This is a genomic window from Shinella sp. GW835-FHT14H05 (assembly GCF_058793575.1).
In genome coordinates this window covers 781280-799550 of the sequence record NZ_JBXAFY010000001.1, presented here as the reverse complement: position 1 = coordinate 799550, position 18271 = coordinate 781280, and the positions used below count along the sequence as shown (strand labels likewise).

20 protein-coding genes are annotated in these 18271 nt (G+C 65.6%); 9 read left to right on the top strand and 11 right to left on the bottom strand.

The window, feature by feature from the left end:
* Window positions 1-217 precede the first annotated feature (217 nt).
* The 3 genes from AC1Q6Z_RS03980 to AC1Q6Z_RS03970 form a co-directional block, all read right to left on the bottom strand.
* Window positions 218-574: a hypothetical protein gene (locus AC1Q6Z_RS03980; protein ID WP_492646816.1), complete on the bottom strand. Its 357-nt coding sequence runs from the start codon at window positions 572-574 to the stop codon at window positions 218-220.
* Window positions 571-768, bottom strand: coding sequence for a ribbon-helix-helix domain-containing protein (locus tag AC1Q6Z_RS03975; protein WP_492646815.1), 198 nt, complete (start codon window positions 766-768; stop codon window positions 571-573). The genes AC1Q6Z_RS03980 and AC1Q6Z_RS03975 overlap by 4 nt, the downstream gene beginning before the upstream one ends.
* 104 nt (window positions 769-872) lie before the next feature.
* Window positions 873-2726 (bottom strand): ABC transporter ATP-binding protein, encoded by a 1854-nt coding sequence (locus AC1Q6Z_RS03970; RefSeq protein ID WP_492646814.1) that lies wholly within the window; start codon window positions 2724-2726, stop codon window positions 873-875.
* 351 nt (window positions 2727-3077) lie between these two features.
* On the opposite strand from AC1Q6Z_RS03970, the gene AC1Q6Z_RS03965 reads away from it, so the two are divergent.
* Window positions 3078-3539 (top strand): tRNA (cytidine(34)-2'-O)-methyltransferase, encoded by a 462-nt coding sequence (locus tag AC1Q6Z_RS03965; RefSeq protein WP_492646813.1) that lies wholly within the window; start codon window positions 3078-3080, stop codon window positions 3537-3539.
* 1 nt (window position 3540) lies between these two features.
* Here the strand turns inward: AC1Q6Z_RS03965 and AC1Q6Z_RS03960 are convergent, their stop codons facing one another.
* A complete protein-coding gene (locus AC1Q6Z_RS03960) occupies window positions 3541-4749 on the bottom strand; it encodes an MFS transporter (RefSeq protein WP_492646812.1) in 1209 nt (402 codons plus the stop codon).
* A complete protein-coding gene (locus AC1Q6Z_RS03955) occupies window positions 4746-5318 on the bottom strand; it encodes an NADPH-dependent FMN reductase (protein WP_492646811.1) in 573 nt (190 codons plus the stop codon). Before AC1Q6Z_RS03955 ends, AC1Q6Z_RS03960 begins: the two co-directional genes overlap by 4 nt.
* Before the next feature lie 73 nt (window positions 5319-5391).
* On the opposite strand from AC1Q6Z_RS03955, the gene soxR reads away from it, so the two are divergent.
* Window positions 5392-5862 carry a redox-sensitive transcriptional activator SoxR gene (soxR, locus tag AC1Q6Z_RS03950; protein WP_492646810.1) on the top strand — a complete coding sequence of 157 codons (471 nt, stop codon included), beginning with the start codon at window positions 5392-5394 and terminating at the stop codon, window positions 5860-5862.
* On the opposite strand, the gene AC1Q6Z_RS03945 is transcribed toward soxR, so the two are convergent.
* Together AC1Q6Z_RS03945 and AC1Q6Z_RS03940 are read right to left on the bottom strand one after the other, a co-directional pair.
* A complete protein-coding gene (locus tag AC1Q6Z_RS03945; protein ID WP_435267760.1) occupies window positions 5859-7139 on the bottom strand; it encodes a hemolysin family protein in 1281 nt (426 codons plus the stop codon). The genes soxR and AC1Q6Z_RS03945 overlap by 4 nt on opposite strands.
* Before the next feature lie 112 nt (window positions 7140-7251).
* Complete coding sequence (locus AC1Q6Z_RS03940) at window positions 7252-8124, bottom strand: LysR substrate-binding domain-containing protein (RefSeq protein WP_492646809.1); 873 nt, start codon at window positions 8122-8124, stop codon at window positions 7252-7254.
* Window positions 8125-8218: 94 nt separating this feature from the next.
* Here AC1Q6Z_RS03940 and AC1Q6Z_RS03935 point away from each other — a divergent pair, with 94 nt between their 5' ends.
* A complete protein-coding gene (locus AC1Q6Z_RS03935) occupies window positions 8219-8611 on the top strand; it encodes a tautomerase family protein (protein ID WP_435267762.1) in 393 nt (130 codons plus the stop codon).
* Between the two features lie 148 nt (window positions 8612-8759).
* Here AC1Q6Z_RS03935 and AC1Q6Z_RS03930 read toward each other — a convergent pair whose 3' ends face one another.
* Window positions 8760-9017, bottom strand: a complete 258-nt coding sequence (locus AC1Q6Z_RS03930) for a hypothetical protein (protein WP_256117534.1) — start codon at window positions 9015-9017, stop codon at window positions 8760-8762.
* A 170-nt stretch (window positions 9018-9187) separates the two neighbouring features.
* On the opposite strand from AC1Q6Z_RS03930, the gene hemF reads away from it, so the two are divergent.
* The 3 genes from hemF to AC1Q6Z_RS03915 all read left to right on the top strand — a co-directional run bounded on the left by hemF (window position 9188) and on the right by AC1Q6Z_RS03915 (window position 10793).
* Window positions 9188-10099 carry an oxygen-dependent coproporphyrinogen oxidase gene (hemF, locus tag AC1Q6Z_RS03925; RefSeq protein ID WP_492646808.1) on the top strand — a complete coding sequence of 304 codons (912 nt, stop codon included), beginning with the start codon at window positions 9188-9190 and terminating at the stop codon, window positions 10097-10099.
* 89 nt (window positions 10100-10188) lie between these two features.
* Window positions 10189-10440 carry a hypothetical protein gene (locus AC1Q6Z_RS03920; RefSeq protein WP_256117536.1) on the top strand — a complete coding sequence of 84 codons (252 nt, stop codon included), beginning with the start codon at window positions 10189-10191 and terminating at the stop codon, window positions 10438-10440.
* Between the two features lie 161 nt (window positions 10441-10601).
* Window positions 10602-10793: a DUF1059 domain-containing protein gene (locus AC1Q6Z_RS03915; RefSeq protein ID WP_069058059.1), complete on the top strand. Its 192-nt coding sequence runs from the start codon at window positions 10602-10604 to the stop codon at window positions 10791-10793.
* A gap of 6 nt (window positions 10794-10799) precedes the next feature.
* Here AC1Q6Z_RS03915 and AC1Q6Z_RS03910 read toward each other — a convergent pair whose 3' ends face one another.
* The 3 genes from AC1Q6Z_RS03910 to AC1Q6Z_RS03900 are packed head-to-tail and all read right to left on the bottom strand — an operon-like array spanning window position 10800 to window position 13302.
* Entirely contained in the window at window positions 10800-12059 is a 1260-nt protein-coding gene (locus tag AC1Q6Z_RS03910) for a CCA tRNA nucleotidyltransferase (RefSeq protein ID WP_492646807.1), read from the bottom strand.
* The gene (locus AC1Q6Z_RS03905) at window positions 12056-12688 is read right to left on the bottom strand and encodes a CoA pyrophosphatase (RefSeq protein ID WP_256117540.1); all 633 of its coding nucleotides are present in this window, start codon (window positions 12686-12688) and stop codon (window positions 12056-12058) included. The genes AC1Q6Z_RS03910 and AC1Q6Z_RS03905 overlap by 4 nt, the downstream gene beginning before the upstream one ends.
* Window positions 12685-13302 (bottom strand): DUF1285 domain-containing protein, encoded by a 618-nt coding sequence (locus AC1Q6Z_RS03900; protein ID WP_256117541.1) that lies wholly within the window; start codon window positions 13300-13302, stop codon window positions 12685-12687. Before AC1Q6Z_RS03900 ends, AC1Q6Z_RS03905 begins: the two co-directional genes overlap by 4 nt.
* Before the next feature lie 212 nt (window positions 13303-13514).
* On the opposite strand from AC1Q6Z_RS03900, the gene AC1Q6Z_RS03895 reads away from it, so the two are divergent.
* From AC1Q6Z_RS03895 to AC1Q6Z_RS03885, 3 genes are read left to right on the top strand one after another with little or no spacing between them, the layout of a single operon-like run.
* Window positions 13515-14528 (top strand): AAA family ATPase, encoded by a 1014-nt coding sequence (locus tag AC1Q6Z_RS03895; RefSeq protein ID WP_435267766.1) that lies wholly within the window; start codon window positions 13515-13517, stop codon window positions 14526-14528.
* 14 nt (window positions 14529-14542) lie between these two features.
* Complete coding sequence (locus tag AC1Q6Z_RS03890) at window positions 14543-15463, top strand: DUF58 domain-containing protein (protein WP_492646806.1); 921 nt, start codon at window positions 14543-14545, stop codon at window positions 15461-15463.
* Complete coding sequence (locus tag AC1Q6Z_RS03885) at window positions 15460-18270, top strand: DUF4159 domain-containing protein (RefSeq protein ID WP_492646805.1); 2811 nt, start codon at window positions 15460-15462, stop codon at window positions 18268-18270. Before AC1Q6Z_RS03890 ends, AC1Q6Z_RS03885 begins: the two co-directional genes overlap by 4 nt.
* Window position 18271: the final 1 nt, after the last annotated feature.

The window sequence follows — 18271 nt, the reverse complement described above, 5'->3', positions numbered from 1 at the left end:
ATAGGCGGTTTTGGGCGGGGGACAAATTAAAGATTGGAAAGGTGGGGACGATCTTGAGCCGACAGTCTGCTACCGCTCCGGAGACGTTCGGGATACTCCGCGCCGTGAGTTTTTTGGCCGAGAATAGGCAATAGATCTTCAGATCGATGAAACCAGCAAGCTGCCGATTTTTCCATATGCGCGACGCCGGGGGAACTCAACCTCGGAGAACGCTTATTCAAGAAAATTCATAATCTTCATAAAACGCCACTATTCCAATTTTGCTGTCTTCGGTCGTGTTTTCGCTCCTCAAAAGTAAAATAACGGGTTGATTGCCTTTCTTGTTTGACAACACTTGCACGCGGATCATTCTCCACCCAGACGGATCTGGGAGTGCATTTATCTCAAGAGTCCAATTGTAGTTCATGTCGACAACAATTTTTGAGGTCGTAATGAACTGAGAGCGCATATTTTCCATATTGGAAAATTCTTCTTCGGACAGGGACTTGAACAAATCCCATGATCCTGTCTGAGCAGCCGTGAGGATTTTGGCGACCCTCTCCGACTCGGTATCTGTCAGGGCGATGGTTTTCAACGGTCACTATCCTTGCGCGGACCCGCGGCATGGAGATAGGCGGCTTCCGTTTTCAGTTCCCCCCAGAAGGCGGCGTCGGCAACGTCACCCTTGCCGGAGGCGAGGCCCTCAAGCAAAAACGCTTCGAGCTGGGCTTCGTTCTCCTTTTCCTGCTCGTCGCGCAGCAGGTTGCTAAAATATTCGCTAGCATTCATCGGAAGCTCCTTACGCACCGTCGCATAGCGCGTGGAAAAATCCCAATAGATAAGAACTATTATGAAGACACCCCTTCTGCTGGAAAGGGGTGTCTTCTGTCCGGCTACTCCGCCGCCACTTCCGCTTCGGCGTCGTCGGCGATGAAGCCGCCGGACTGGCGGGCCCAGAGGTCGGCGTAGATGCCGCCCCTGGCGACGAGCTCGGCATGGGTGCCGGTCTCGTGCAGATGGCCCTTTTCGAGCACGACGACACGGTCCATCTCCGTCAGCGTCGAGAGGCGGTGGGCAATCGCGATCACCGTCTTGCCCTGCATGAGGGCGAAGAGGTTTTCCTGGATCGCGGCCTCGACTTCCGAATCGAGCGCCGAGGTTGCCTCGTCCAGCACGAGGATCGGCGCGTCCTTCAGGAAGACGCGGGCAATCGCGATGCGCTGGCGCTGGCCGCCGGAGAGTTTGACGCCGCGTTCGCCGACCTGGGCATCGAGGCCAGCACGGCCCTGCTGGTCGACGAGGCTTTCGATGAACTCCCAGGCATTCGCGCGCTTGGCCGCCTCGACGATCTCCGCGTCCGTCGCTTCCGGCTTGCCGTAGGCAATGTTGTCGCGGATCGAGCGGTGCAGCAGCGAAGTATCCTGCGTCACCACGCCGATCTGCGAGCGCAGGCTGTCCTGCGTGACCGTCGCGATGTCCTTGCCGTCGATCGTGATCTTGCCGGATTCGAGATCGTAGAACCGCAAGAGCACGTTCATCAGCGTCGTCTTGCCGGCACCGGAGCGGCCGACGAGGCCGACCTTTTCGCCGGCACCGATCGACAGCGACAGGTCCTCGATCACGCCCTTGTTCTTGCCGTAGTGGAAGCGGACGTGATCGAAGCTGATCGCACCCTTGGAAACCGGCAGCGGCGGCGCTTCGGGACCATCCTTGATGTCGTGCGGCTTGGTCATCATACCCATGCCGTCATAGACCGTGCCGATATTCTCGAACAGCGCGGTCACTTCCCACATCACCCACTGCGACATGCCGTTGATGCGCATGGCGAGACCGACGGCCACGGCCACGGCGCCGACCGACACATCGCCCGCCATCCAGAAGTAGATGCCGACCGCCGCGGTGAAGAACATCGTCACGACATTGTTGATGTCGATCGTGATGTTGAACAGCGTGATGAGGCGCATCTGCTTGTGCACGGTCTGCAGGAAGCCATCCATGCCTTCGCGGGCATAGGTTTCCTCCCGGCCGGCATGCGAGAACAGCTTGACCGTCGCGATGTTCGTGTAGCTGTCGACGATCCGGCCCGTCATCATCGAGCGCGCATCCGCCTGCTCGCGCGAGATCACCATGAGCTTCGGCACGAAGTAGCGCAGGATGCAGACATAGACGACGAACCACACGAGCAGCGGCACGACGAGACGCAGGTCCGCCGAGGCGATGATCGCGATCATCGAGATGAAATAGCTGACGACATAGATGAAGACGTCGATGATCTTCATCACGGTCTCGCGCACGGCAAGCGCCGTCTGCATCACCTTCGTCGAGACGCGTCCGGCGAACTCGTTGGAGAAGAAGGTCATGCTCTGGCGGATCAGGTAGCGGTGCATCTGCCAGCGGGCGATCATCGGGAAATTGCCCGCAAGCGCCTGGTGCATGGTCATGGTGTGCAGCGCGCCCACGCCCGGAATGACGATGAGCAGCAGCGCCGCCATCCAGATCAGCGTGCCGCCTTCACGAGACAGGAACGTGTTCGGATCGCTGTTCGACAGCCAGTCGATGATGTTGCCGAGGAACTGGAACAGCAGCACTTCCGCGATGCCAAGCACCATGGAGCAGAAGCCGAGCACGAAGAGCCACAGGCCCGCCGGCCTGGTATAGTGCCACAGGAAGGCGAAAAGGCCCTTCGGCGGCAGCGAGGGCGCCTCGGAAGGATAGGGATTCAAACGTCTTTCGAACCAGCCGAACATGGCTTTCTCCGTAATACATAAAGACGGAACCGAGACGGACGACGCAAAACGGCGCGGTCAGGAACGGAGTTCCGGCAGGACTGCCGCGCGGCGATGAAAAACGTCACACAGCGAATTGAATAAGGTATGCGATGGGATTTTGTGCGGCGAGGCGCCTAAGCGAGAAGAGGCGTGATTCCAGCCGGGAGGCGCAATCGATGCGTGGTATCCATCATGATCCTCCCTCTTCTCGCATTGTAGATGCGCCTTGGTTAGCCTGAAACGACGCAATTTGCCAGTGACTTTGTCGCAATTTCATCGCTCCGGCCAATTCTGTTGCCTTGTCGCCACATCTGGATTAGGCGACAGCCCATGTCCGCGCTCCACATCGCCCTCTATCAGCCCGATATTGCCGGCAATACCGGCACGATCCTGCGTTTCGCCGCCTGCCTCGGCCTGTCGGTCGACATTATAGAGCCTGCCGGCTTCGACATCTCCGACCGCAGCCTGAAACGCGCCGGCATGGACTACCTCGCCGCCGTGACGCTGACGCGACATGTGAGTTGGGAGCATTTCGAGGCGTGGCGCGCGGAAAGCGGCCGCCGGCTCGTGCTTGCCTCCACCAAGGCGGCGGAGCGCTACACGGATTTCACCTACCGGCCGGACGACATTCTGCTCTTCGGCCGCGAAAGTGCGGGCGTGCCGGACCGCGTGCACGACACGGCGGATGGCCGGGTGCTCATTCCGATGGTCGAGGGACAGCGATCCATCAATGTCGCGCTCTCCGCCGCGATGATCTGCGGCGAGGCGCTGCGCCAGACGGGTTTCGTCTGACCTAACCATGACCCGGCCGCGCCAGCCGCACCGCCGCGGCCGCGATGCCGAAGACCAGCACCACCGAGCCGACGATCATATAGGCGCCGTCATAACCCGTGGCGGTGATCAGCGGCTGCGAGACGATCGGCGACAGGAACTGGCCGGCAAAGATGCTCGACACCAGGAGGCCCGAGATGCGGCCGCGCAGTGCCGGCGGCGCCAGCAGCATGGCGGCGGCGGCGAAATTCGGCATGATCGTGCCCATGCAGATGCCCGACACCGCCATGGCGGCCAGCACGCTACCGTAGCTTTCCGCGCCCGAAAGCAGCAGGAACGACAGCCCGGCCGAGACGAAGCCGAGGCCGAAGACGCCCATGATGCCGAGCACGCGGCGGAACGGCGCGAAGGCGAGCGCGCTCACCACGCCGACGAGCTGTCCAGCGCCGATCGCCGTGCCCGCAAGGCTTGGCGCGGCAAAGCCAAGGGATTCGAGATAGAAGGGAAGCTGCGTCGGGATCATGTAGAAGGCGATCATGTTGACGGCGGCGGCGAGAAACAGCAGGGCAAGCAGCGCCGTCGTGCGCCCGTCGAGCCTGCCCTCCCCCGTGGCGGGACCGGCCGGGCGAACCCGGCGCGGCTCCGGCAGGAAGACGAGTGCTGCCGGCACCAACAGGATCGCCACCGTGTAGATGAAGAACGGCCCGCGCCAGTGCACTTCCGCCAGGAACCCGCCGCCCGTGAGAAAAATCGTGCCGCCGATGCCGACGAACGCCTGTTGCAGGCCCATGTAGCGATCACGCGCCGGTCCCTGGAAGAAATCGCCGACCAGCGCCGTGGTCGCCGTCATGATGCCGCCGACGGCAAGGCCGAGCACGGCGCGCCCTGTGAGCAGGCCGGGCAGCGTGTCGAGGACGAGGCCGGAGGCACCCGCGACGGCGAACAGCCCGAGCGAGGCAAGCAGCAGCGGCTTCCGCCCGAAACGGTCGACGAGAAAACCCGCTGCCGGGGAAAACAGCGCGATGAACATCGCCGGCAGCGTCAGCACCAGCCGGCTCAGCAGCGCGACATTCTCCACATCGGCAAACCGCGCGGCGATGCCCGGCAGCGAGGCGGAGATCGTCGCACCCGACATGATGGTCAGCGTGCTGATGAAGAGCAGCGTCGCATTGCGCCGGCGTTCGTCGCGGGAACGGGCGACTTCCGCCGTCGCATAAAAGTCCGGCTTCATGCCGCCACCTCGTCATAGCGCGTCGCGATGCGCGCCGTCTTCAACGCATGCGCCCACCAGGAAAGCCGCTTCATCAGCACGGCAAGCTGGCCGTTGAGCTGGCCGGGGCGGAAGGGATTGCCGACCGGGTCGAACTGCGTCCAGGCATGCGCCAGGCTCACCGTCTCGCGGATCGCCACGGCGTGCAGTTCGGCAAAGACCAGGCGGAGCTGTTCGACGGCGCGCAGGCCGCCGGAAACGCCGCCATAGGAGACGAAGGCGATGGGCTTGGCATGCCAGGGCCGGAAGCAGCAATCGATGATCGCCTTCAGCGCGGCCGGATAGGCGTGGTTGTATTCCGGCGTGACGATGAGGAAGGCATCCGCCTGCGAGATCCGGCTTTCGACGAGCTGTGCCGAGGCCTCGTCGAGGCCGCCGGGCGTGAAGGTCAGCTCCACCGGATCGATGCGGATGATGGTGTATTGCCCAAAGCCGGCCAGCGCCGGCTCCAGCCATCCCGCGATCGTATCGGCGAAACGCCCTTCGCGGCCGCTGCCATAGATGAGGGCGATGGTCAGTCTGTCTGTCATGCGGTTCAGCTCCATGTTGGAAAAGCAGGGAGCCGCTGGTATAAAACCTCAAGCAAAGTTGAGGTCAACAGCCATGACGGAAAAAAGCGCGCGCGACGCCATCCCCCGGGAACTCAGCGTCGGCGAGGTCGCCGAACGCAGCGGGGTGGCGGTGTCCACGTTACATTTCTACGAGACGAAAGGGCTGATCCGCAGCCAGCGCAACCGCGGCAACCAGCGGCGCTATCCGCGCAGCATCCTGCGCCGCGTCGCGGTCATCAAGGTGGCGCAGCGCACCGGCATTCCCCTGTCGGAAATCGCGGACGCGCTGTCCGTGCTGCCGCACGACCGACCGCTGACGGCGCAGGACTGGCGCAAGCTCTCGCAGACCTGGCGCAGCCTGCTCGACGAGCGCATCGCGCGGCTTACCAAGCTGCGCAACCAGCTTGACGGCTGCATCGGCTGCGGGTGTCTTTCCATGCAGGAATGTCCGCTGCGCAATCCGTGGGACACGCTTGCCGCGGAAGGGCCGGGTCCGAGATTGCTCGAACCCGATCCGGCTTAATCGAGGCGCGTGGCGAGCAGCTTGTCGACGCGGCGGCCGTCCATGTCGACGACCTCGAAGCGCCAGCCCTGGGTTTCCGTGACCTCGCCGGTCTTCGGCAGCTTCTGCAGCGATTCGATAACCATGCCGGCGGCGGTCTGGTAGCTGCGTCGGGCCGGCAGCAGCAGGCCAAGGCGGTCGGCCATCTCGTCGATCGGCATGGAACCGGCGATGAGCCAGGAGCCATCCTCGCGCTGCACGGCATGTTCGTCGTCGCCTTCCTCGATATCGGCGCGGAAGACGCCGGCAATCGCTTCCAGCACGTCGGCGGGCGTGATCACCCCTTCGAAGTGGCCGTATTCGTCATGCACGAGCATCATCGGCACTTCGGAATTGCGCAGCTTCTCAAGCACGCGCATGGCATCCATCGTATCCGGCACGATCGGCGCGGGGCGGATGAAGGTGCGGATGTCGAGCGGCTGGCCGGTGAGGAGTGCCGAGAGCAGCTCGCGCTTCTGCACGATGCCGACGATGGTCTCCGGCCCGCCATCGGCGACCGGCAGGCGGCCATGCTGGCTGTCGACGAGCTGCTGGTGAATTTCCTCCACCGTATCGCCGAGGTCGATCCAGTCGACGTCGTTGCGTGGCGTCATGAGACCGCGGGCCTCGCGGTCGGAAAAGCGCATGACGCCGGCGATCATCAGTTTCTCGCCGCCCTCGATGACGCCGGCGGCTTCGGCTTCGGCGACGATCGTCTTGATCTCCTCGTCGGTAACGATGCTTTCGGCGACCTGGTGCTGGCCGAGCAGGCGGAAGATCAGCCGCGTCGAGGCGTCAAGGATCCAGACGGCCGGCGCACCGACCTTGGAAAGCAGCGACATGGCGGGCGCCACCAGCGTTGCGAAACGCTCCGGGTTCTTCAGCGCGATCTGCTTGGGCACCAGTTCGCCGACGACCACCGAGAGATAGGTGATGAGGAAGATGACGATACCGTAGCCGAGCGGATCGGCCAGCCAGTCCGGCACGCCCTCGGCAAAGAGGATGTCACGCAGACGGCTACCGAGCGCCGCACCCGAAAAGGCACCCGCGAGGACGCCGATCAGCGTGATGCCGATCTGGACGGTGGAGAGGAATTTTCCGGGGTTTTCCGCCAGCCGCAGCGCGGCGGCGGCACCGCGCGAGCCCTGCGCGGCCATGGTCTTCAGGCGCGGTTTGCGCGCGGAAACGATGGAAAGTTCGGAAAGGGCAAAGACCCCGTTGAGGAGGATGAGGAAGACGGCAATCGCGAGTTCGAACAAGGACTGTGAGCCGTGCTTTAGAACCGCAACGGCGCCTTTCTGTTGATGATGATGGCGGCAAGATAGGGGTGCGGCGGTCCGGCGTCAATCGAACTTCCCGCGGTTGGTGCCATCAGGACGGGACAACAAGCATTTCGAGCAGGATATCCCGCAGCCGCGACACCGGTGCCGCCGGCACGGCTTCAGCCGTGTGCAGCATCAGGTCGACGCTTCCGAGCGCCGGCAAACCGGCCCGTTCGGGGTCGAGAACGCGCAGATGCGGAGGCACCGCCGTCGTGGTGCGGATCGTCACGCCAAGTCCGGCCGTCACCGCCGCCCAGAGCCCGGCAAGGCCGGGGCTGGCAAAGACCTGCCGCCACTCGCGCCCTGCGGCCGACAGCGCATCGACGGCGGCGGCGCGGAAGGAACAGGGCGGGTCGAAGGCAATGAGCGGCACCGGCTCGCCCGGCGGCAGGTCATAATCCGCCGCCGCGATCCAGACGATCGGATGCGTGGCGATATGCCGGCAATGGGCGCTGCGCTGCCCGCCCCAGGTGACCGCCATGTCGAGGTCGCCGCGCTCGACGGCCGCCACCAGCTTGGCGCCGCGATCGACCCGCGCCTCCACCCGGAGCTTGGGGTGCGCCCGCGAAAAGCGGCCGAGCACCGGCGGCAGCGAGGTCTCGGCAAAATCCTGCGGGATACCGATGCGCAGCCAGCCGTCGAGCGAGCGGCTGGAGCCGAGCATCATCATCGCCTCGTCGTTCAGTTCCAGAATGCGCACCGCATAATCATAAAGCGCCTCGCCGGCATCGGTGAGCGCCAGCCCCCTGCCCTGTTTGGTGAACAGCGTCTGCCCGCTCATATCCGAGAGCTTTTTCAGCTGCAGGCTCACGGCCGGCGGCGTGCGTCCCAGCGCCTCAGCGGCCTTGGCGAAACTGCCGAAGCGCACCCCGGTGACGAAGGTGCGCAGCACGTCCATGTCGAAATTGCGCGACGAAACCATTCATTTTTCCAAAACTATTATGCCAACACTTCTCAATTTTAAAAACGATAGTCGCGCAATAGGCTCATCCCGTCAACAGCGACAGGAGACGACCATGCCCTTCCTTCATATCCGCATCGCCGGCCGCAGCCTCACGGATGCCGAGCGCCTGCATCTCCAGGACGAGGCCACCCGCCTTGCCGTCACCCTGCTCAACAAGCGCGCCGAGGCGACCGCCGTCTTCATCGAGGAAACGAACGCCGAGGCCTGGACGGTCGGCGTGCGCCGGCAGCCGGCCGCGGGCTATCTCGAAGTCACTGTCAGCGAGGGCACCAACACCGCCGAGGAAAAGGAGCGCTTCATCGCCGCCGCCTATGCGCTGCTGGAAGAGGCCGTCGGCGCGCCGCTCCACCCGGTCACCTACGTGATCGTGCGCGAAGTCCCGATGGAAAGCTGGGGGTATGGCGGGCGCACGCAGGAGAGCCGGCGCATCGCGATGGCGGCGTAGGACCCATCGACATTCAGCACAGGCCGTGGCGAAAATGGTGGTTTTGCGTGACCCGGAGCGCAGTGTAATCAATGTACGTGAGCACCGGAAGCACGCAAAAGCGCCATTTGCAGACCGGCATGGGCTGAATGTCGATCGGTCCTAGGCCTCAGTCGGCGCTGGGCAGGCGGCGCATGGTGAATTCGATGCGGTCGCCTTCCATGGCGCGCCAGCTCTCGACCTCCGTCCAGTAGGCGGCTTTCGGCCATTGATCGAACCATTCGCGCGCCTTTTCCCGCGCCGCCTGCCGCTCGAGGCAGAAGGTCTCGCGCACGAAATGGCCGTCGCCCGCGGGGTTTTCGCGGCGGCGGCGCTCGATCTGGCGCCGGAGCCCCTGCATCGGGGGCGGACCGGGAACACGCGCCATGCAGATTTCCTCCGGCAGCACATTCAACGTGAGGAAGATAAGCCGCTACGGCACGTTTTGCGAGTCCTGCCGCCCCGGCCGATCGCGCTGCGCGGTTGCCAAATGGCGCAAAGTTGGGAACTGTGGCGAAAATGCGATTCGGCGGCGCTCCGCCGGCAGCGGGAAGCACCATGGAACGACCAGATCTGCCGAAAGGCCTGCCCGAGGATATCGAAGAGAAGAAGGCCGACGCCCGCGCCTGGTTCGAACATCTTCGCGACGCGATCTGCGCCAGCTTCGAGGCGTTGGAGGACGAGCTGGAAGGCCCGCTGTCCGACCTGCCGCCCGGCCGCTTCGTTGCCAAGGACTGGCAGCGCGACAATGGTGAAGGCGGCGGCGGCCGCATGTCGATGATGGACGGCCGCGTCTTCGAGAAGGTCGGCGTGCACACCTCCACCGTCCACGGCGAGTTCTCGCCGGAATTTCGCGGCCAGATCCCCGGCGCCGACGAGGACCCGCGCTTCTGGGCCTCCGGCATCTCGCTGATCGCCCATCCGGTGAACCCCAACGTGCCGGCCGTGCACATGAACACCCGCATGGTCGTAACCACCAGCCGCTGGTTCGGCGGCGGCGCGGACCTGACGCCGGTGCTCGACCGCCGCCGCGTGATGGACGATCCCGATACCCAGCTCTTCCACAAGGCGATGGAGATCACCTGCAACCGCCACCCGGTCGCAGACCACGCGAAGTTCAAGGACTGGTGCGACGACTACTTCTTCCTGAAGCACCGCAACGAGCCGCGCGGCACCGGCGGCATCTTCTACGACTGGCTGCATTCGTCGGAAGAGCTCGGCGGCTGGGAGGCGGATTTCGCCTTCACGCAGGATGTCGGCCGCGCCTTCGCCATGGTCTATCCGCGCATCGTGCGCTCTAACTTCAACAAGGGCTGGACGGAAAAGGACCGCGACGAACAGCTCGTGCGCCGCGGCCGCTACGTCGAGTTCAACCTGCTCTACGACCGTGGCACGATCTTCGGCCTGAAGACCGGCGGCAATGTCGATTCGATCCTCTCGTCGCTGCCCCCGGTGGTGCGCTGGCCGTGAAATAACGGTGGGCAATACGGCCTTGTGATTAACGGCCCTACCCCTTTCGTGGTACCATGTTCCGGCATGATCTCATGGAGGAGGTTATCATGACAGTCGCGACACAGCATGCGGCAACGTCGGGCATCGACCCGCAATCCGCCGATTTTCTCGATCGTTTTGCAGAAACCATGCGCGTCGAAAGCGGCATGGACCTTCCACATTCCTATTTCGTCGAAGAAGCCCGGCGGCGCATTGCCGGCGGCACGGTCCACCACCTCGCCGACCACCATACACGGCCGGAACAGTTGCAGTCGTCCGCCTGCTTCGACGCCTGGGCAAAGGACGAAGACGCCGCCTGACGGCTGTCTGGTAGCGCCTCGAATATTCCTAAGCCGGAGCGGAACTCCGGGCGGGTTTTGCCGTTTCTGACGACGGCTTTTCAGCCGCGGGCCCGGTCCCGGTTTGGCCGATCGGGCCTCATCTGCTACACTGGTCCCGTTGAAACGACAGGAGATAGGTCATGAGACTTTTTGAATGCGGTTCACTCGTCCCCGGATGCGACTGGCATACGCGGGCCAATGACGACGCCGAAGTCGTGCGCCGCGCCGTGGAGCACATGCGCACCGCGCATGGCGAGACGATGATCCGGGAAAGCACCGTCGACCACATCAAGGAACGCATCGTCGACGAAAAAGCCGCCGACGCCGCGTGACATTTCTCAGCCTTCCCTGACGAGGGCTTCCAGCCGGGCAAGCAACTTTGCCCGGCCCTCATGGAAATTGCCCGCCACCCATTCCTCTTCGATCGCGCCCAGCAGCGTGCCGACCTTCGGCCCCGCCGGAAGACCGGCTGCGAGCACATCCGCGCCGTTCAACGGGAAGGATGGCTTCTGCCATTTCTGCACCCGCGCCAGCAGCCGCTGGCACAGGCCGGCGAAAGCCAGCGCATCGGCATCGCCGAGGCCGCGCGCCCGGGCACCGGCGAGCGCCAGCTTCAGCCGCATCGTCAGCCCCTGCGGGCCGTTGTGATAGAGCAGCCGGTCAAAGGCCGTTTCCGCCAGTTTTGGCGCGATCTCAGGGGCGGACGCCCAATAATCGAGCATCGCCGCCTCCGCCTTGGACAGGCGCAACCGCTCGGCAAGCGCCTTCAGCCGCTCGCGGTCAGCCGGCACCATGGCGGCAAGCCGCAGCAGCGCATCCGGCGTCCAGCCGAAGGCCTTTTCGGCGTCGATCAGGCCGGGAATGGCATCGATGCCCCACTTTTCCGTCTCGGGCAGAATTTCGGTGAGCACGCCGGCCTGGCGCATCCAGAGCAGTGCGCGGCCGGGATCGGGCGCGGCCAGCAGCTTCTTCGTCTCCGACCAGACCCGCTCGGCCGAGAGCTTTCCGAGCTTGTCCTTCGCCCGTGCGCAGGCCTTCAGGCCTTCGGCATCCGGCCGGCCGCTGCCATAGAGCGCGAAAAAGCGGAAGAAGCGCAGGATGCGCAGGTGATCCTCCGCGATGCGCGTCGCGGCATCGCCGATGAACCGCACCGTGCGGCTCTCGATATCGGCCAACCCGTTCACGAGATCGACGACCATGCCTTCGGCGGTGGCGTAGAGCGCGTTGATGGTGAGGTCGCGGCGCTCGGCATCCATCTGCCAGTCCGCGCCGAAGGCGACCTCGGCGTGCCGCCCGTCGGTCGCAACGTCGCGGCGCAGCGTCGTCACCTCGAAGGGTTTTCCATCGATCACCAGTGTCACCGTGCCATGCTCGATGCCGGTCGGCACCGCCTTGATGCCGGCGACATTCGCCCGCTCGACCACCACTTCCGGCTTCAACGTCGTGGCGATGTCCACATCGGCGACCGGTAGGCCCATCAGGCTGTTGCGCACGGCACCGCCCGCCACGCGCCCCTCGCCGCCGTCGCTGTTGAGCAGCGCCAGCACGCGCACGAGCGCCGGATCAGTAAACCACGCCTCGCCCGAAACAGAGGTCATGCATAAAGCCTTTCATAGATCATCCGCACGATGCCGGCGGTGATGCCCCAGATGTTCCGCCCCTCATAGGGCAGACGATAATAGTGCCGCTCGGCGCCGAGCCAGACGCCGCTGCCGCGCTCGTGGTTGCGCGGGTCCATCAGGAAGGAGAGCGGCACGTCGAAGACCGCCTCGACCTCGTCCGGGTTGGCAATCAGCTCGAAGCCCGGCTGCACCACCGCCAGCACCGGCGTGATGGAAAAGCCGGACAGCGCCTTGTACTGCGGCAGGCGGCCGACCGGTTCGACGAAACGGCGATCGAGGCTGATTTCCTCCTCCGCCTCGCGCATCGCCGCCGCCTCCACGTCCGCATCTTCGTCATCCACCGCCCCGCCCGGAAAGGCGACCTGGCCGGAATGTTTGCGCATGGTGGTGGTGCGCTGCGTGAAGATCACGCGCGCCTCCTCGCCATCATCGACGACGGGGATCAACACGGCGGCGTCACGCAGGTGCATGCCTTCGAGATGGGGAATGACTGACGGATTGAGCAGGCTGTCGCCGTGGTCGCGCCAGCTCTCGTCACCGAGCGTCAAGGTCTGCTGCATGGCCCGGCGGCGGAATTCCGCAGCACTGTAGGGTGGAAAACTCATCGGGAAAGCTGATCCAGCTCGGCCGCCGGCATGACCGGGAAGACCACGCCGCCGGAGCGCAGCGCAAACATCTCCACGCCGTCGATCTCGATCGTCTCGCCGAGCTCGACCAGCTCGTACATCACCGCCCGCGAGACCAGCGCCTCCAGCCGGCCGCGAACGAGAAGATACGGCTTCAACTCGTTGTTTTCACCGGCAATCACGAAACGCAGCGGATGCTCCGCCCCCGCTTCCACGACATCGCCGACATTGGTGCGAAAGGTCAGCGTCTGCGCCTCCCCCTCGCCTGCCGCGTTCATCTCGACCGCCAGGAACGGCGCATCGACGACGCGGATGCCGACCCGCTCGACCGGCGTCACCAGGTAAGTGTTGCCGTCTTCGTCCTTGCGCAGCACCGTCGAGAACAGCCGCACCAGCGGCGCGCGGCCGATCGGCGTTCCCATGTAGAACCAGGTGCCGTCGGCGCGGATCTCCATGTCGATATCGCCGCAGAACGGCGGGTTCCAGCGCTCGACCGGCGGCAGGCCGCGCCCGCCGGTTTCCGCGGCTGCCCGCGAGATCAAGGCGGCCAGTCCCGCCGCGTCGCTGCTTTCGCGAATTTCGCCCGTTGCCATTGTTCCGTCCCGGTTGAACCCTATCTCCGCGAGAGGGTCCTCTTGATTGAGGCCCTCTTGATCGAGGAAAGGGTGGATACACCTCTTTCTCACGAGATAGTCATTTCGTGGCCGCTTGTCAGCCACGGGTGAGCTAATAAGCTCTCTATGAAGCATGCGAACATGGCAAAGCCACGATTCGTGTTACGTTGGAACCGACACTGGAGACGACCATGGGCGTTCAGAATTCCCCCGAGGCAGGCCTGGACGAAAAAGCGGTCATCGCCGCCGCCGAGCGCGCGCTCTCCGACATCGCCATCATCCGCCAGGAAGTGGGCAAGGTCATCTTCGGCCAGGAAAGCGTGGTCGAGCAGACCATGCTCGCCGTGCTCTCCGGGGGCCATGCGCTGCTGGTCGGCGTGCCGGGTCTTGCCAAGACCAAGCTGGTCGCCACGCTCGGCACCGTGCTCGGCCTCGCCTCCAGCCGCATCCAGTTCACGCCCGACCTGATGCCCTCCGATATCCTCGGCTCCGAAGTGATGGACCAGGACGAGAACGGCAAGCGCTCCTTCCGCTTCGTGCCCGGCCCGATCTTCACGCAGCTCCTGATGGCCGACGAGATCAACCGCGCCTCGCCGCGCACCCAGTCCGCCCTGCTCCAGGCCATGCAGGAATATCACGTGACGGTCGCCGGCCAGACCAACGACCTGCCGAAACCCTTCCACGTGCTCGCGACGCAGAACCCGCTGGAGCAGGAAGGCACCTATCCGCTGCCGGAAGCCCAGCTCGACCGCTTCCTGCTGCAGGTCGACGTCGATTATCCGGAACTCGCCGCCGAGCGGCAGATCCTGCTGGAAACCACCGGCGTGCACGAGGCGCATGCCAGTGCGGCAATCTCCGCCGAACGGCTCATCGAAATCCAGACCCTCATCCGCCAGATGCCGGTCAGCGAAAAGGTGCTCGACGCGATCCTCTCGCTGGTGCGCTCCGCCCGCCCCGGCAACGGCGTCGCCGGCACCGACAAACACGTCGCCTGGGGTCCAGGCCCCCGCGCCGGCCAGGCGCTGATGCTCTGTGCCCGCGCTCGCGCGCTCTACGAAGGCCGCCTCGCGCCCTCCGTCGACGACGTGCTGGCGCTGGCCGAACCCGTCCTGCAGCACCGCATGGCGCTGACTTTTGGCGCACGCGCGGAAGGCATGTCTGTGCGTGACGTCATTGCAGGCCTTGTCCGGCAGGCGGGCGGCTGAGCGGAGCAAAGAGCATGGCGTCCGTCGGCCAGATCGTCCAACCGACCCCGACCCGCGAGGTGCTCTCGCGGGCACAGGCCCGGGCTGCCCTCATTCCCGATTGCATGGTCGAGGCGCAGCGCCTCGCCAACACCGTCATCGCCGGTTGGCACGGCCGCCGCAAGCGCGGCATCGGCGAGAATTTCTGGCAGTTCCGCCCCTATGTCGATGGCGAAAGCCTGTCGCGCATCGACTGGCGCCGCTCGGCGCGCGACGACCACACCTATGTGCGCGACCGCGAATGGGAGGCCGCCCACACCGTCTGGATCTGGGCCGATCTCTCGCCGTCGATGATGTACAAATCCACCTTCGGCAGCGTTTCGAAGGAGAGCCGCGCGCTCGTGCTGCTGCTGGCGCTCGCCGAAATCCTCGCCCGCTCCGGCGAGCGCATCGGCTGCCCCGGCATCATGGAGCCGATCGCCGCGCGCAACGCCGCCGAACGCCTCGCCACCGCCCTCATGCACAACGGCACGACCGGCGGCCTGCCGGATACCAGCATGATCCGCGGCAACAGCGACATCGTGCTGATCGGCGACTTTCTCGATCCCGTCGAGGACGTGATGGACCGGCTCGGGCCGCTTGCCCGCCGCGGCCTGCGCGGCCATGTCGTCGAGATCGCGGATCCTGCGGAAGAAGTGTTCCCCTATGTCGGCCGCACCGAATTCACCGATCCGGAATCCGGCCAGAGGCTCACCGCCGGCCGCGCCGAGACGCTGAAGGACGAGTACGCCCGCGCCTATGTCGCGCGCCGCGAGGCGCTGGCCGACAATCTGCGCCATCTCGGCTGGAGCTTCGTGCCCCACCGCACCGACCGGCTCGCCTCCGAGGCGCTAGTCGCCGTGCACATGTACCTCTCCGGCATGCCGGCGATGAAGGCGGAGGGCCGCGGCCGATGAGCGCTTTCGCCTTCGCCTTTCCCGCCGTGCTGACAACGCTCGTGCTGCTGCCCGTCATCTGGTGGCTGCTGCGCCTGACGCCGCCAAAACCGCTCGTCGAGGTCTTCCCGCCCTTCGCCATCCTTGCTTCCATCATGAAGCGCGAGGAAACGCCGGCGCAAAGCCCCTGGTGGCTGACGCTACTGCGCATGCTGATGGCGGCCGCCATCATCTTCGCCATCGCCGACCCGGTCTTCAACCCGCGCACCAACACGCTGGCGAGCAGCGGGCCGCTGGTGCTCGTAGTCGACAATAGCTGGGCCTCCGCCACCGACTGGCAGCGCCGCGTCGATACCGCATCGACGCTCATCGACGATGCAGAAAGCCGCGACGTGCCGATCTCGCTGGTGCTGACCGCCGACCGCCAGCACGACGCCGTGCCGGTCGATGCCGCGACCGCCCGCAACCGCCTCGCCGCCGCCGAACCCCGGCCGCTGCCCGCCGACCGCGCCGCCGCCGTCGCATCGCTCGGCACCGCGCTCGATGGCACCGCACCGGGCACCATCGCCTTCATCAGCGACGGCATGGCCACCGGCGAGACCGACGAGACGGTCGCCGCGCTGCAAGCGCTCTCGCCCGCCGAGTTCCGCATGATCCAGGGCGACGGTGCCTCCGCTGTCGCCATCACCGCCGCCACGAACGGCGCGGACGCGCTGTCCCTGACGCTCACCCGCTTGGAGGGCGGCACGGCGCAAAGCCTGCCGCTGACGGCGCATGATTCCCGCGGCCGGCCGATCGCCACTGGCACGGCCGATTTCGCAGCCCGCAGCACGACGACGACGGGCACGATCACCGCCCCCTTCGAACTGCGCAACGATTTCGCCCGCGTGACGATCGACGGGCTCGCCAATGCCGGCGGCACCTACCTGCTCGACGACGGTTTCCGCCGCCGCCGCGTCGCCTTCCTGTCCGGCGAGGTGGTGGATGCCAGCCAGCCGCTGCTCTCGCCGCTGCACTACATCAACCGCGCGCTTGCGCCCTATGCCGACCTTCTGGAGCCGAGCGTCGCCGACCTTTCGGTGGCCATCCCCGAACTGCTCGAACAGAACCCCTCCGTGCTGATCATGGCCGATATCGGCCGCCTGCCGGAGGATGCACAGGGCGAGGTTCGCCGCTGGATCGAGGCGGGCGGCATGCTGATCCGCTTTGCCGGCCCGCGCCTCGCCGCCGCCCCGGCCGACGATCCGCTGGTGCCGGTGCTGCTGCGCAAGGGCGAACGCGCGCTCGGCGGCGCGCTGTCCTGGTCCGAGCCGCAGCCGCTTTCCGCCTATCCGCAAAACAGCCCCTTCTTCGGCATGCGTGCGCCCGACAACATCCTCATCAAGCGCCAGGTGCTGGCCGAACCCACGCCGGACCTTGCCGAGCGCACCTGGGCAAGCCTTGCCGACGGCACGCCACTGGTGACGACCGGCCCGCTCGGCTCCGGCCGCCTCGTGCTGTTCCACATCAGCGCGGAAACCGGCTGGTCCAACCTGCCGCTGTCGGGCGATTTCGTCGAAATGCTCCGCCGCACCGTGCAGCTTTCGCGCGGCGGCGGCGTCTCGACCAGCGATGGCGAACAAAGCCCGGGCCTGCCGCCCTACCGCCTGATGACCGCGAACGGCACGCTCGCCGCCGCCACCGGCGAGGCCAAGCCGCTCGCCACCGGCGACGGCACGCGCCGGATCGCAAGCTTCGACAATCCACCCGGCCTCTATGGTACGGAGGATGGTTATGTCGCGCACAACCTCTTCCCGCCAGGCCACGAAATCCGCCCGCTCATGGTCGCCGAGGGCACGTCGGTCCTGCGCGAGCCGCTGGCAGGCAGGGAGACCTGGTCGCTGAAACCGCATCTCTTCACGCTCGCAGCCCTGTTGCTTCTGGCCGACTGCGCCATCGTGCTCTTCATCGGCGGCGCCTTCGCGGCCGCCGTCCGCCGCCGGCCGGCGCGCGGCGCCGCCGCCGCCCTGCTGCTGGCGCTTTTTGCCGGTGCACTGCTGGCGCTTCCCTCGGAAAGCCGGGCGGACGATGCCAAGCCCGGCGACGAGGCGATCCTGTCGCGGCTCGACACGACGCATCTCGCCTATGTCGTCACCGGCGAGGGCGAGGTGGACCGGATTTCCGAACGCGGCCTCGCCGGCCTCACGGAATTCCTCACCTACCGCACGACGCTGGAGCCCGGCCAGCCGGTCGGCGTCGACATTTCCAAGGATGAGCTCTCGCTCTACCCGATCATCTACTGGCCGGTGAGCGCCACGGCCGCCATGCCTTCGAGCGCCGCGATCAGCCGCATCGACGCCTATATGCGCAATGGCGGAACGGTGCTCTTCGATACGCGCGACCAGTTCGTCTCGCTCAACGACACGGCGACGAGCCCCAACACCGAGCGCCTGCAGGCGATCCTCGCCAATCTCGACATTCCGCCGCTGGAGCCGGTGCCGGCTGATCATGTGCTGACCAAGGCCTTCTACCTGCTTGCGAATTTCCCGGGCCGTTATGCCGGAAGCCCGCTGTGGATCGAGGCGGAGCTCGACCGCGCCGAAGACCCGACCCGCCCGGCACGCGCCGGCGACGGCGTGTCGCCGATCATGATCACCGGCAACGACTTTGCTGGCGCCTGGGCGATCGACGCCAATGGCATGGCGCTGCTGCCGACGGTGCCGCCGGACGAGGTTCAGCGCGACCACGCGTTCCGCTCCGGCGTCAACATCATGATGTACATGCTCACCGGCAACTACAAGGCGGACCAGGTGCACGTGCCCGCCCTCCTCGAACGGCTGGGACAATGAC